The organism is Clostridium sp. C8-1-8 (assembly GCF_009928445.1).
Lineage (GTDB): Bacteria > Bacillota > Clostridia > Clostridiales > Clostridiaceae > Clostridium_AR.
On sequence record NZ_JAABNO010000021.1, the window covers coordinates 64,961 to 79,675 of the forward strand.

Here is a 14,715-nt window from a genome sequence, read left to right on the forward strand (position 1 = left end):
ATTTTGTATGCCCTCCTATTTTTTTATCCACCTATCAACATAGGCTTTCTTTATGAAATCTTCTTTAGCTAAATATTCTTTCAAGGTATCTCTCAAATACTCAATGTTATACTTTTCATTTTTATTATTACTCAAAGCTGTATAGCCAGTACCTCTTAGAAGATAATCTGAAGATGCCACAGTGTACCATCTTTCTTCTTCTAACTTTTCTCCATTAATAAAAACATTTATTATATTTCTTCCGTCATGTTCGATTAAGGCCCTTGATACATGAAGCCTTCCTAGATACTTTCCTCTAAACCCTGGACCCTTTCCATCCAAATAGCAATAATCTGTATCTAAAGAGTCTTGCAGGGCTTCTTTTAAGTGCTTTCCTTGAACTTCAAAGCTTGTAGGATTTAGTGGTGAAGGACATAGCTCTAAAAGCTTCTTTAAAGAAACAGTTCCTTTTCTAATTCCTCCGTTCAAAACTCCACTATTGATCAATGCTAGATCACAGCTCAGTACATCTGCTAGAGCATCTGCTAAGAAGTTAGTCATAGGGTTTTCTTCCACAATGTCATGCCAAAGGTCCTCATTAATTTCATAAAGTGACTTTCCTAATACATCAATAGCCTTTTCTTTGTTTTCTTTTAATACTCTATTAATTTCAACATCTTGCTTATATTCTTCAATAGCTATATTTTTTCCATCAATTACTTTGACGCCATTACTATCCACTTCAAGCTTTAATACACCTAAATGTTCTGCAAAGCATCCTGATGTAAATATAATAGTGTTGTTTAACACCTCAGGCTTATCCATTAGGATGTGAAAGTGTCCACCTATTATAACATCAACTTTATCAATCTTTTCTGCTACTTCTCTATCTTTATCCATACCAAGATGAGATACTAATATACATATATCATACTTTCCATTATTGCTAGCAATCTCTTGGTTTATTGCTTCAATATGATCTTTAAGTTTGAAACCGCAAAGCTCATTAAAAGGAGCTATGTCCGGTGCTGTACCTATTAACAATATTCTTATGTTATTCTTTTCTAAAATAATACTTTTCTTTGCCCCTAGAATATCCTTATAATCTAAGGTACATAAGTTACAGGTTAGAAAGGGGACCTTAGAATTTACTGCCATACCACTTAATATATCTGGTCCATTAAAGAATTCATTATTTCCTATAGCTATAGCATCATACCCAGCAGCCTCCAACAGTTCAACTGCAGCTAACCCATTGGTCCCTTGAAGCTCCATCCTCTTAAAGTCCGCATAGTCGCCAGCATCAAGTACTAAAGTATTTTCATCCTTAAGCTCTTTCATCTTGCTTACAATCTTTGCGAAATTATCAAAATTACTATGTATATCATTTGTATGTAATATGTTCAATTTCATACTTTCTGCTCCTTAAAAACTCTTACTGAAAAGTTATACTAATTTATAATTTTTTTTATGCTAAAAAATTCTTCAGCTAATTCTTATCATACTTTTTAACCATATACATTGCTACAGCTCCGATTAACATAAGTCCTGCTACTAAAAACCATGCATTTTGGAAACTCACATACATAATAATAACACCCATTACATAAGGTCCAATTGCATAACCAGTACCATTCACAAGAAATAAAATCGAGTTAGCTCGTCCTAAGAATTCCTTAGGGGTTCGTTGCGCAATATAATTATTTGAATTTATAGAAATAAGTATTTCTCCCATGGTCATTACAATTATTCCTATTACAAATACAAACATAAGCCTGCTTACTCCAAACATGATAAAGGATATAAAATACAGTATTCCTCCCCAAAAGATACTTTTAATTGGCGATGTCTTTTGTGTAATAGATGTCAGAAATGGAGTAACTAATATGACAGTTATAGCATTTACACTAAATAATACTGGAAATAGTAGTTTTCCTTTATCACTAAATAAATCTACAGTTTGTAGAGGAAGCATAAAGTTCCACTGAATATAGCAAAAATTATATATTAATAGAATTACCGAAAATACCACAAGGGCTGGATTTTTATACAGGAAAGAAAATATTGAATTACTATTTTCGCTATTTGCTCCTTGCTCTTCAAGTTGCACTTTTGAATCACAATCCTTCACATTTGCTTTTATAAAAAGTGCTATAAGCAATGTAGACAGTAATGTAGTAACTGCATCTAAAATAAATAAAAGGCTCAGTAGATTTTTATAGTATAGAATTCCACCTATTATAGGTCCTACTGCTAGTCCCAAGTTAAGTCCTAGATACATTAGTGAATATGCATTCTTCATTAGCTTTTGAGGCGTAACTATAGGTACCATCGCATTAAAAGCTGGAGATGCCAATGCATAAAGATTTGAAGCTATTATAATCAACACCGTAACTGTAAAGTTAGGTTTCATAAAACCACATACCACATAAAATATAGAGCCTATAACCTGAAATAAAACTATTATTTTCTTACTTCCAAACTTATCTACCAGATTACCTCCAATCATTAAGAATGGAGCTTGAGTAAGCATAGAAATAGTTGTAAATAGTCCAGCTTGAGTTTTAGTAAAACCTATCTGCTCAGTTAAAATCAAGGTCAATAAAGGCATAATAAAACTACCCATTTTATTGATTACTGTTGAAACAAAAAGTAGATAGATATCCCTCGGAAGTCCCTTATAAACTGATATATGTTTATTTATATTCATATAAATATCCTCTTTTAAATTATACTTTGTGAAGGCCTCTTCTTTATGAGCGAAGCTGATAACTATATTGTTTCAGCTTTAACGATTAAGCTTCCGTAATTGAAACCTATATAGATCCCTTAACACTTATAACATATACAACACAATGTTCTATATTATAACATATATACCAGACAAATTCCATTTAAATGTATAATACAACTTATATTAACAAAAGCTGCATTTATTAAAAATTTTAACTTTAATTACTCCAGCAAATACAGCTTTAGGTTGCATACCCATAAAATCAAACCTTCCTTTAAAGTAAGAAAATCGCTAATGAAATACATTAGCGATTTTCTTATACATAACCTTACTTTCCACAGCACTTCTTATATTTTTTACCGCTTCCGCATATGCAAGGATCATTTCTTCCTATTCTAGGTTCTTCTCTTACATAAGGTGTGCTTGGCTCATTCTTTTCATCATAATTTCTAAAAAGAACTTCTCTTTGTTCTTCTTCAGTTTCTTCCTCTTCAATAACTTCCTCTAAGGCAACAGCTACTTCTTGGTCAGCTGCTTGCACTTCATTGTCTGCAATGTCGTCTAAGAAGGTAGTATACTTAGAAAGATCCTCCTCGTACTTCTTAAGCAGACTCTTTTTCTCCGAACTATTTGAAGCCTTCTCAAAGAAGTCTGCCTTTAGTTCATATAGCTCAGAATATTTATCTTTAAGATGCTTAATTGAAGATTTAAAGTCATCATAATTTAACAGAATCTGATATTCATTTAGGCATGCCATATCTTCTTTAGTTGTTTCACCAGCATCAAGCATGCTATCTGGAAGAACCTTTAATCCTATAAGGATTTCTATTTCTTGCTTTATATTCTTGTCATTCATTAGCTTTTCAAAAGAGTCAAAATTTTTATTGAACTTATCAATATCAGCTTTTTCTTTTGATAACTTATCATCATTTGGTAAAATGGACAATGCAGCTGTGTTCAGCTTGCTTGCGATACTGCCAACTCCCAAGTTTAAGAAGTAAGTTGAAACATTAGACAAATCCCATGCTAAATTATTCTTAGCCTCATCATCATTTTTTGATATTTCAATAAGCTTATTTAAATGAAAATCAGCTTCTATGTCGTTACCTAAGCTTAACTCTAGAGTCATAAATCTTAAATGAAGTATATTATTAGCTCCAAACTCTCTCTCAATTCTTAAAGCCTTTTCCAATATAACTTTTGATTCTTCATAGTTAGCAGCTAATACGTTGGCATCACTTAAAGAAAGCCATAAAGAAACATTATCTTGATCAAGCTCTACAGCCCTGCTATAAGCAGCTACAGCCTTCTTCTGCCATCCCCTTGAAAAATACGCATCTCCTAAATAACCTTCAAATGCGGCATTATTCTGATCTGCTTGTACCAATTCCTCATATAGTTTTATAGCCTTACCGCTGTTGCTATTCTTTATATAACATTGTCCCAGCATTGACTTAATCAAAATTAAATCTGAATCTTCCTTCAAAATACTTTCAAGATTCTTGATAGCTGACTTTAAGTCACCTTGTTCTAATAAAACTAACACTTTATTATAACTATCATTTATTGAGCCAGGTAAGCTGCTAATTGAGTCATATTGTTCTCTAGTTTTATCATTAATTAAAGTCTCATATGCTTCTCTTATTTTCGTAGCTTCTACTTCATACCTATCCACAGAGTATTTACCAGCTAATTTAAAATATGCTTTCTTTATTTCTTCCTTAGAAGCCTGTGGAGTTATTTCTAATACTTCGTACAAATTCTTCAATTATATCACCTACATAAATTTATATATTTATATAAAGCAGCTTACTTTAAAACCTTAAGCTTGTCCTTACAGACTTTTCAAAATCTTAAGTGCTTCCCCTATGTATTTGCTTGGGTCGCACTTGTAAAAGACTCATAGCTTAATAAGAACTTTATCATAAGATTTTATAAACTATTAATAACCGCCTTATACAACTTATCATTTTTTTAACTACTTTCTTATCAACTACCTATTAATTTACTATTATTAAAAAGATATCTAATACTTGATTTAATCCAAATCCTAAGCCAGACTATACAAATTGATCAATATGAAATTTTATCAAATCACATTTTGTATAACTTATTTATCTCTTTCTAAATTATTAGCTTTTATGGGCATAAAATTAAAAGCACTTTATTGCTGAAGAATAACAGTGCTTTTTTACTATAAATGCTATCATATAGTTCCTTAACACTTGCATTATATATTATACATAAATTTAGAGAAAAATAAAAACATTTTTTGGAAATTTTATTCTACATTTTTTTTAACACATTAAAGAACAGTGGTATCAAAAATAAAACTTGTTGCATAAATATATAATATTATTTATTTAAGGAGCGATAATATGTTCAATGAGACCTTACAATTCTACTGCGATGACTCTGCTCTAACAGTCCAATATATTAAAGGAATAATGTTTCTTATAGGAGATATAAAAGAATTCGAAATATTTAAAAATGAAAAAGACTCACCATATAAAAACTTATATAATAATAAAGCCTATAGCTTTATACTTAGAGATGATAAGAACAATGAAATTTGGCTGAAGAGCCCATTTTGCAGCTATGGTGAATCAGGTGAATACGCTACAAATAAAATATTGAAATTATTCGGCATACTAGATAACTTCAAGCTTAAGGAGAAAGACTATGTGAAAGAGGTTAATCTTGCCCCTATACATAAGTTAAATCTACTAATAAGCACCACTTCTTCTAAATCCAATAACAATACCCATCACTTTTGGATAGTTTCAAACTTTAAATGTTCTTATGAACTACTTAAAGTTAAGGAAAGCTTATCTACTTTTGGCTTATGCTGTGCTGCAAAACAGAAAGATATTATAGTTCCGCCTACTCTTAAAATCTTCGAACCCAAAGAAGAATCAATTGTCGAAAAAACTCTAAATAAGCAAAATAAAAACGAACATAAATATGACGAATTTGCAATCAATAATGAATACGTATTTTTTATCCATTATACTGAAAAAGATATCTACACCTTAAAAAATATAGTGTTAGATATTTTTGATAAATATAATGGTTCTTACGATATCCTACCAATATAGATATGAAATCTAAATCTATACAGAAAGTAAATATCCCAAATTCTATTCAGAACTCCTATTTTTTATTTTTTGTATAACTTGTGTAGACAACAAAAAGTCACCCCATTAATATTAAAGAAAATTTAGGGGTGACTTATATAAAACTTTACAATTCTATTTTATCCATATTTAAGGATTTTATATATTAATGTATGCTAGAGCTCCATATCATTAAGTAAATCTCTAAGTTTTTTTAATTCTTCTGCAGATAATGTTATACCTTTCCCCATTTTTTTGTGTTCTCCATCCCAATCTCTTATATCGAACTTTGGTTCTTTATCGTTCCATGATATAAGATTCAATTCCTTCTTCCAGCCCTTTGAAGATTCTGAAAGTTCACCTAAGGTTTCTTTTATCTCATATTTAATATCAGCCATTTTAATTCACTCCTATTAAAAATAATTTTATCAATACATAGATATATTACTTCATTCTAAAACTTATATTTTCAAATTCTCCTCTAATTAACTGAGAGGAGTTTTAGCAATTAATTTTCCATTGAAGTGCTACATCTTAAGCATTAGTAAATATGTAACACTTCTAAACAGAATTTATGTTTTCACAAAGCATTATATATTATTGCCATAAAATATATATCCCTTACAGGAACTATAAATGTGCTATATAAAATACTAAAACTATAAATTGTGCTTTTAATAACTTGTATATTTCAATTTGAACTAGTACATCTTTATGCATCCCCGCTCTTAAATAAACTATCCAGGTCAAAGCCAAGCTGCTTTGCTTCTCCTAGTCTTATTAAGGTGTCCGGATCATTGTCCCTAAAATAAGTATGCTTTATTTCTCTTTCCTTTGTCATTATCTGAGTAGTATTGTCTTTAGAGTTTCTAAGTCTTAAGCTATATACTATTGGGAAGTAGGTTCTTATAAACTTTCCTTCTGCATGCGCCGTAAGGGCTATTATTTGGAAGCCTAATTGCTCTGCTATAAAGAAAACGGGGTCTAAAACGTGATCACTGGAAGCTTTACCAAATGGGTTGTCCACAATCACTGTTCTGTAATGTCTGTTAGTTGGGATGATTTGTTTTCTCTTTTCAGCTAAGTAGTTCAGTATGCCTAGGAATAAGGTCATATTCTTACTCCACTTTTCTCCCCCTGACCAGGAATTAGACACTTCCCAGGAAAATGGTGCACTTCTCATCTTTCCGTCATTGGTTACTTTTCTACACTTTACCTTTATGGTATCCTGTTTCATCACAATTTGTAGTAGTTGCTTTGATTGAAGCCATTTTTCAATTTCTTTCTTAGCCAGTTCTGTACGCTCTATACCATTCTCATCTTTAAATCGATCACCTTCTAGTTGATTAAGCATCCAGTCTATATGTTTTGACAGCTCTTCCTTACCTTCTTTTTCTTCCCACTCAGGAACGTTGAAGATAAATACTTCCTTCCAATCTTCATCTACCTTTATCCTTGTCTTCTTAGGTATAGCCTTTAATTCTTGAACCATGGTAACTAAATAAGAATGTAATTGACTTATAAATTGCTGTACTTCCTTATCATGCTCTCTTATGTCATTTTGAGCAATCTCTATGGTACGAGATATTCTCTCCTCCATCATCTTCTGCCACTCTAGGATATCCTTATAGGTGTTTTTAAACTTTACTCCAGAAGTAGCCATTTCCTTTAGCTTTACATCAAGGATTTCTGCTTCACAGAACTTTATAAATATAACCTTCTGTTGCTCTGATTCCAAAAGTTTTTTATCTAAGGAATTCTTTACCGTTTCTAATTTTTTCTTAGCAGAATCTATTATTTGCAATCTATTATAGGGAACCTTTTGAGCTAAGTCCTCTGTAAGCTCACGAAGCTCAATCTCTTCACTTAAATAAGCATAGCTCACATTAAAAAGCTCCAAACCTCTAAGCACATCTTCAATATTCTTATTTTCCTTTTCAAGTCTTTCTTTTTCACCAAACAGATAAACCCTTTTCTTCTTTAGTTCATCTTTTTCTTTGGATAGCCTTGTCTTTAATAACCCAAGGTCTTCATTAAAGGTTATTATCTCATCATAAGCTTTTAGATAATCCTCTTTTCTAAATTCATATAAATTCTTGCTTTTCTCGTATTTACTCCTTGCTTCTTCCTCTTGCTTCTTCATTTCCTCTAAAGGTTTCTTTAACTTATCTATCTCTTCAAGCAAGCTAGAGATTTCCTTATCTCCACTTAGAGGAAATTCAAGATTTTCATCTACTTGAAACTCTAATTTTCTTATGCAATCAGATAGCTGTTTCTCCGTGTTTTTCTTAATGGTTTGAGAGCTTCTAAGTCTTTCTTCTAATTGGCCTCTATTCTGCTGCTTGTTATTAAGTTGATCTTGAAGAATTTTTCTTTCCTCCTCCAAGGTCTCCTTAGTTAAGTCCGAATATGCTGGTGAAGTAGCTTTTACTTCTTCATATAACTTCTCTGCTCTTAGTGAATTTATATCATTTTTAATATTATTCAAATCAGCTAAAAGATTTGTTCTAAGATCTCCATTGTCCTTTAAGTTTTTCTCAGCCTTTGCTATATTTTCTCCAATAGTCTCTATATCCTTATTAATAACTATTACCTTAGCTTCATTTTCTTCTTTTTCATTGCTTTTATTTAGAGACTCTTGTCCTTTTAAAACCTTCTCTTCAAGGCTCTTCTGCTCACCAGAACACTCTTGAACATCATTGCTTAGCTTATTAAGTTCTATATCTATTTCACTTACTCTATCTTCATTTCTCTTAATTGAAGCTAAAACTTCCTCAGCCTTTTCCTTTACACTCTTTTCAGCCTTAGAAAGCTCGCTATACTGCTCATAAGGATATTTGTTGTAAAATATAGTCATATCTCTATGTAACTCTTGGCACTTTCTAAGCTCTACTTCCTTTTCTTCACGTAGAGCTGTAGCTTCCTCAGCTTTTACAGTGATTTCCTTTTGCCACTGATCAAAATATGTTTGCTTAAGGTTGTTAGCCCAAGTAGATGGATATACTACATTATTTTCTTCTAATATATTTTCACCTAGAACTCTTGTCTTTGCTTCTTTTTCACTTATTACAAACACTGGATGAGTAATATTCGTAACTATCTTCTCTACCTTAGCTTTTACTTTTTCTATCTCATCCTCTGAAGTTATAATTGTTAATGACCAGTATGGATAATAGTTATTTAGTTCTTCTTCCTGCTTACCTTCATTTTTACATACTCTTTGCAAATATCTAGTACCGCTTTCTAGATAGTTAAAGCTGTTTCTCCACTGGCTTATATTTTTCTCTAGGCTGGAATCAGCTGTATAATATTCGCTATCCTTATATTCATCAGCGTACCTATGGGCTAATCTTTCACTTAACAGATACTTCTCCTTTTCTGCCTTTAACTTTTGGAGCTTCTCCTCTATCTGAGTAACTATGGTACTTTGTTTAGAATATATGGCATCTACATCATAGCTTAGCCAACTAGTTCTAAATTCCTTTATTTTCAATAAAAGCTCTGTTTTATTCTGGTCTATATTTCTAATTTCGTTATTTAGAATATGTCTTTCTTCATTGATTTCCTCTAAATTTTTTCTTAGCGTAGACAAAGCTTCTTTTAAATTCTGCTGCTCATCCATTAAGCTTCTCTTTTGTTTATTTGCTTCAAAAACTTTATGCTCAAGCTCAGTTATCCTGGTCTTCCACCTTAACACTTCATCTTTTATGTTAGCTTCATTGGGATTGTCTAGAATACCCTTATTTATTCTGTTTATATCCTTAATTAGATATTGAATATTACCTTCTATAGTATTCTTTTCCTTTAATAAAGCTTTTTCCTTTTCTCTTATGGACTTAAGCTCTATTTCACCAGCTTTAATCTGTTGCTCTACGTTGTCCATCTGGCTTTGAAATAAATTTTTCTCTTTTTCTAGCTTCTCTTCCTTATCTAGATAGTAGCCCCTAAGCCTTTTGCTGTTATCATATAACTTATCCTTAATATCAGTAATTGCCTCATCCTTGTCTAAGATTTTAAGCTGTTTATTTATAAGTTCAATATTTTCTTCTTCGACCTTTATATCCTTCTTATACTTTGATATCTGAAGACTTGAATATCTCTTATCCTTCTCTATTTTTGAACTATTAAGCTTCTCATAGCCTTCAAGAATTTCCTTATAAGCTTTTTCTTCCTTCACCATGCTATTTTCATATTTTTTTAATTCATAAGCTGAGTTCTTCTGCTTCCAAAGCTCCTCTTCTTGTGTCAAAGAAATAGACTCTTTAATATTCTTTTCAAGCTTATCCTTTATTTCCTTAGACTCTAGCTTTATAAAGTTATCTAAAGCTTTTAACTCTTCCTTTGCTATTATCTCCTCTGTCTTTGCTTCATCATATTCTTTGAAAACTGCTGAATAAAGACCAATCTGCTCTTCAACCTTTTTACTTTCCTCTATTCTTGCATTAAGCTGCTTATATTTTTTAAAATGTTCTCTTTGTCTTTCAAAAATATCAACAAAATCCTTAGTGCCGTCTCCAGCTAAAGCTTCTTCAACTGTAGGAATAAGAAGATTATCCACTAATTGTCCAGTAGTCTTGCAAGCATCAAAAAAGGCTTCAACTCCACCTTCTGCTCCATTGATTAAGGCTATCTTTCTCCACTCCGAAGGTATTATCTTAAAGTTGTCTTCAATGTAGCTATGATATTCCCTAAGAGTTTTAAAGCTCTTTGCACTGATTCTATTTTGACTCATAACATTATAATAATCAGCCATCTCTTCCTTGGTGGAAGGTCTCTTTGTGCCACTTACGCTCTCTCTTACAAAAGGCAGCTTTTCTATAGAATTATCATCATTTTCTAAATACTCATATACATACTTATAAGAATCAATGGAATCCTTATTCATAAATAAGGTAACAGCAGTTACTCCATATCTTCTAGGTCTTTCATTTAGTATCCATTCTATAGCTATGTGGGCTGAGGTATTTTGAAGAGACAAGGTGTTTTTAACCTTTCTATCCGCCACCTCTATATTGGGCAATATGGCTTGAAGTGCTGTTTGAACAAAAACTGTCTTTCCACCACCGTTTTCAAGAAGTATAGCACCATTGTAGCTTTCAAACTCAAAAATCTCATCGTTATATCTTTTCTCGCCATTTTCATATATTACATTAGTAAAACGAATTTTTGAAATTGCAGGCATTAGTTGTCATCTCCCTTCTTCTTGTCCATATTGTACATAAAGTCAAGTATACCTCGATTATAATCGTACTCCATATAATATCTTTGGATGATAGTCTTAGCCTTTTCTGTAAGTTCAAGCTCCTCATTGCCTATGTCCTTTATAAGCTCCTGATCCTCTAAAAACTTCTTAACAGTATTTAAAAAACTCTTTCTGCTTATTGTTCTAGCATCCTGACTCTTAACCTTTTCCTTTATCTCATCCATATCAGTCCACTTTTGAATAATAGCTGACCAATTATACTCAAATTCCTGATCTAGAGTCTTTAACTTCTCTTCATCATGCTCAGTAAGAATAAATATCCTGTGATTTAGACTTTCAAGCCAATCGGAAATAGTAATAAAGTCTCTGGTAGCCTCATTTGTTTGATAGCTGTCATAAAACTCACCAAATAATACTATTACCGATACATATAAAAGATACAAATCCAAGTTTACAGCTTTACTTGGAAGATAAGCCTTTCTAAGCTCTTCGTTTGACACATGGAAGATAGAATGCTTAGCTATAGGAATCATATATATAAGCTCTCCCGAAGAAAATATGGTGCAATCTACCTCTCTAGCAAATTGATCCACAAGCCCTCTAATTACGTCATCAGATAGATAAAGTCTTAAATCCTCCTTTTCTCCATATCCTTTCATGGCCAAGGTAGAATAAAGCTTAAAACTTTGTATTACCTGCTCATTGCTGTAAAATGCCATTATAATTCCTCCAATCTAAAGCTCATGTTCTTAATTTCAAATCTCTCTGTTACCTTAAGTATATTGTCTAGCTCTTCCACATAAAGAGTCTTACCTCTCTTTGCTAACAGCTTATATACTTGTCCCAGTAAACTTTCTTCTTGATCCTGCTGTTGTTCCATAATAATAGGAGACTTTTGATGCAGTATAATAAAAAAGTCATAAAAACTTCTATGATTTAATATTTCACCATAATTCTTTTCTTTAATAAAATCCACAATTTCTTCTATAGTTACTTCATCGTTACCCTTCATTGCCGCAAGAGTTATAGCTCCAACAACTTTATAATTGTTGCTTTGCAGCTTCATGTCACGCTTTAACTCCTCATCGCTGGTAACAGCTAAGAAGTCTACTACTCTTTCTTCCTTATCTAACTTTTCTATCTTCTGATGAGAGAATACCGTTATTGGAGACCAATTTTTATTTGTCTCTAGATAAAGAAAAGGTTCAATGAGAGTTCTAGTTTCCTTAAGAGGAATAGGCGATGAGAACACTCTGCTGGTGATTTCCTGATTAAAATTGAAGGAATCTATACCTACATAATATAAAGACTCTTGAGCGGCTTGAAGCGCAGAAGTTTTAAGAATAATACTGTCCTTAAAAAGCAATCTGTGATTGTAATGAACTTCACCTAACTCCTTGTCTATCTGTATGATAAGCTCATAGGCTTTTCTATCCTCAGCTTTGCTCAAATCACTGGCTATTTTCTCTCTGGTTTCTGAAACAAAGGCTTTTAATTCCTCAAACTCCTCGTTCTCCCTTTCAAGTCTGCTATTTATATCTTCTATTATGCTTTTATATCTTTCATAGGTTTCGCTTGATACAATGTTTCTATTTACCTCATGCTTTATCCTAACTATTCTATCTTGAAGGTTTTTAACATCTAAGTTCATCTCATCTATCTGCCTTAAAGCACCAGAAAACTCACCCTTTTCAAGCTGTTTTCTAAGCACCAGCTGATTTATGGAAAGCTGGAACTCATTGAAATACTCCTTTGTAGCAAAAATAAGCTCTAAGCCTTGTTCATCAAGAGTATAATACTGAGTGTTTGTCTCTAAATCCACCTTAGCTGCCTTTAGTATTGAATACTGAACATTATCCTGCTGTCTTGTCTCCCAATTGTAAAAGCTCTTTGAGTTTCTCTTTCCAGTAGGAGGTCTAAAGGTATCGATAATTGTTCTAGCTATTCGCTCAAAGCCGTAAATATCCAAATCCACCTCTTCTTTACTAAGTTCCATTAAAAATTCCGCTAGTTCCTTAACCCCAGTCTTCTTATTTCTTATAAGCATATTTTCAAAAAAGAACAGCAAAGTCAGCAATCCAAAGCTGAAATAATCAACATCCTTACCACTATTATCCCTCATACCTTTTCTTGATAAAGCATATAAAGGATCAAATAAAGCCAATCTCTGTATTCTCTCTCTGTAGTTCTCCACTACATTTCCTATGTTTATGTCCATGAAACCTTCCTCCATATGTGCTGAAGCTCTGTCTTACTTAGCCCTTCCTGAGGCCAGTAATAGCCAGTATCCAATTTATTCAGTATTAGTTTTTGTTCTTTTTCATTAAAGTTCTTCACAAAATTCTTTAAAGCTTCCGGCTTCTTTTTTTGATTCTTCTTTCCTTCTTTAAAATCAGTTTTTAGAAGCTCCTTATAAAATTCTGCTGCAAGCTTAACGGAAGCTCTTTCACTTAAAGAATTGTATATAGCTACACCTTCATTGTCTATATCTCCGAAGTAATATATTATATTGTTCTCCTTAAGTCCAGTCTGACTTTCAAGCATATTAATATTACCCACTATCTTCCACCCACTGCCAAAGATTAAGCTGCAGAATTCAGTATCAGGAAGTACCTCTAAAAGTCCAAGAAAGGTTGCTTTATTTTCTACTATTAAATGTTTATGCTGCTCTTTAGCATAAACTAAAGGATTCACCGCCAGCATCAAAGGGTCAGAGCCATTGTCTATTTTAAGCTTGTGATAAACCTTAATTCTTTCCAGTAGAACCTTCCCACCATTCTTCTCTATCCACTTTTCATCTCCAAAGATTTGGTATGATCTTTCTTGAGGTGTAACAGTGTCCTGTGGTAAACCATTAGCTTTAATATAGCTATCTACTTTGTCTATGAAAGGCAAATCCTCTTCAAATTCTTGTTCAAGTAATCCGAAATATTCCTGTATGTCGATTTCACTGCTCAACTTCAAGCTATATTGCTCAAGTCTAGATATATAATCTTTCAAGAGTTCTTCTTTATTTATTCCTAGCTTAAGAGGCAATGGATCTGGCCTTCCATCATTATTTTTAGGATTTATTGCTTTAAGGATATTCTCCCGCATCAATTGTCTAATTACCTTTGCCAAATCCTCGTAGTCAAAATTGCTTAAAGGCAACTCTAACAGTTCACCTATGGTTACAGTCTTCCTTTCTTTAGCTGCAATCTTTTTTAAATAATCTATTATATAATCATACATTTTTTCACCTAATCTTCATTTTCTATATTTGCTAGTACCTATACAATAAGGCACCTGCTTTTAGCTTTTGAAGCAGTTAGCCTGTTGTGCTAAAATTAATTAGTTATTTTCCACATTTTAATGCCATAACAAACTCGCTCTAAAGCCTTAACTGCATAGCATAAGCTCAACTTTTACATACATATATTTTAACACAAAATTGCTGAAAAACCCAATTATCGACAGAATATTTGTTCTGTACATTACTAACTTATACTTTTCTAGCTTTCCACTTCAATGACATATTTAAGTGGTATTTCAAAATTCCATAGCTTAATACGCTTGCTCTAAGAATTTATCCCCATAATTCGCCTGGTAACAACTTACTATAAATGATATTATTAATCATGACCATAAAAAAATCCAGTAGAAGGCTTTAATGTATCCTCCTGCTGGATTGTAATTTTGCAAAC

9 protein-coding genes are annotated in these 14,715 nt (G+C 32.3%); 1 reads left to right on the forward strand and 8 read right to left on the reverse strand.

Annotated features, from left to right (window positions below; genetic code table 11):
• Positions 1 to 15: 15 nt before the first annotated feature.
• The 3 genes from GXK57_RS18790 to GXK57_RS18800 form a co-directional block, all read right to left on the reverse strand.
• Positions 16 to 1,392: a bifunctional UDP-sugar hydrolase/5'-nucleotidase gene (locus GXK57_RS18790; RefSeq protein WP_160679278.1), complete on the reverse strand. Its 1,377-nt coding sequence runs from the start codon at positions 1,390 to 1,392 to the stop codon at positions 16 to 18.
• 76 nt (positions 1,393 to 1,468) lie between these two features.
• Entirely contained in the window at positions 1,469 to 2,689 is a 1,221-nt protein-coding gene (locus GXK57_RS18795; protein ID WP_160679280.1) for an MFS transporter, read from the reverse strand.
• Between the two features lie 352 nt (positions 2,690 to 3,041).
• A complete protein-coding gene (locus GXK57_RS18800) occupies positions 3,042 to 4,481 on the reverse strand; it encodes a J domain-containing protein (RefSeq protein WP_160679328.1) in 1,440 nt (479 codons plus the stop codon).
• A 610-nt stretch (positions 4,482 to 5,091) separates the two neighbouring features.
• Between GXK57_RS18800 and GXK57_RS18805 the strand changes: the two genes are divergently transcribed.
• Entirely contained in the window at positions 5,092 to 5,811 is a 720-nt protein-coding gene (locus tag GXK57_RS18805) for a hypothetical protein (RefSeq protein WP_160679282.1), read from the forward strand.
• Between the two features lie 194 nt (positions 5,812 to 6,005).
• On the opposite strand, the gene GXK57_RS18810 is transcribed toward GXK57_RS18805, so the two are convergent.
• The 5 genes from GXK57_RS18810 to GXK57_RS18830 all read right to left on the reverse strand — a co-directional run bounded on the left by GXK57_RS18810 (position 6,006) and on the right by GXK57_RS18830 (position 14,263).
• The gene (locus tag GXK57_RS18810) at positions 6,006 to 6,227 is read right to left on the reverse strand and encodes a PC4/YdbC family ssDNA-binding protein (protein WP_160679284.1); all 222 of its coding nucleotides are present in this window, start codon (positions 6,225 to 6,227) and stop codon (positions 6,006 to 6,008) included.
• 314 nt (positions 6,228 to 6,541) lie between these two features.
• Positions 6,542 to 11,011 (reverse strand): hypothetical protein, encoded by a 4,470-nt coding sequence (locus GXK57_RS18815; protein WP_160679286.1) that lies wholly within the window; start codon positions 11,009 to 11,011, stop codon positions 6,542 to 6,544.
• Complete coding sequence (locus GXK57_RS18820; protein ID WP_160679288.1) at positions 11,011 to 11,751, reverse strand: DUF6063 family protein; 741 nt, start codon at positions 11,749 to 11,751, stop codon at positions 11,011 to 11,013. Before GXK57_RS18820 ends, GXK57_RS18815 begins: the two co-directional genes overlap by 1 nt.
• The gene (locus tag GXK57_RS18825; RefSeq protein ID WP_160679290.1) at positions 11,751 to 13,250 is read right to left on the reverse strand and encodes a replicative DNA helicase; all 1,500 of its coding nucleotides are present in this window, start codon (positions 13,248 to 13,250) and stop codon (positions 11,751 to 11,753) included. The genes GXK57_RS18820 and GXK57_RS18825 overlap by 1 nt, the downstream gene beginning before the upstream one ends.
• A complete protein-coding gene (locus tag GXK57_RS18830) occupies positions 13,241 to 14,263 on the reverse strand; it encodes a Wadjet anti-phage system protein JetD domain-containing protein (RefSeq protein ID WP_160679292.1) in 1,023 nt (340 codons plus the stop codon). The genes GXK57_RS18825 and GXK57_RS18830 overlap by 10 nt, the downstream gene beginning before the upstream one ends.
• Positions 14,264 to 14,715 lie beyond the last annotated feature (452 nt).

What these genes read in the sequence shown, in the direction of transcription:
- GXK57_RS18790 (WP_160679278.1), bottom strand. Translation starts at nt 1,392, where the DNA reads ATGAAATTGAACATATTACATACAAATGATATACATAGTAATTTTGAT.
- GXK57_RS18795 (WP_160679280.1), bottom strand. Translation starts at nt 2,689, where the DNA reads ATGAATATAAATAAACATATATCAGTTTATAAGGGACTTCCGAGGGAT.
- GXK57_RS18805 (WP_160679282.1), top strand. Translation starts at nt 5,092, where the DNA reads ATGTTCAATGAGACCTTACAATTCTACTGCGATGACTCTGCTCTAACA.
- GXK57_RS18810 (WP_160679284.1), bottom strand. Translation starts at nt 6,227, where the DNA reads ATGGCTGATATTAAATATGAGATAAAAGAAACCTTAGGTGAACTTTCA.
- GXK57_RS18815 (WP_160679286.1), bottom strand. Translation starts at nt 11,011, where the DNA reads ATGCCTGCAATTTCAAAAATTCGTTTTACTAATGTAATATATGAAAAT.
- GXK57_RS18820 (WP_160679288.1), bottom strand. Translation starts at nt 11,751, where the DNA reads ATGGCATTTTACAGCAATGAGCAGGTAATACAAAGTTTTAAGCTTTAT.
- GXK57_RS18825 (WP_160679290.1), bottom strand. Translation starts at nt 13,250, where the DNA reads ATGGACATAAACATAGGAAATGTAGTGGAGAACTACAGAGAGAGAATA.
- GXK57_RS18830 (WP_160679292.1), bottom strand. Translation starts at nt 14,263, where the DNA reads ATGTATGATTATATAATAGATTATTTAAAAAAGATTGCAGCTAAAGAA.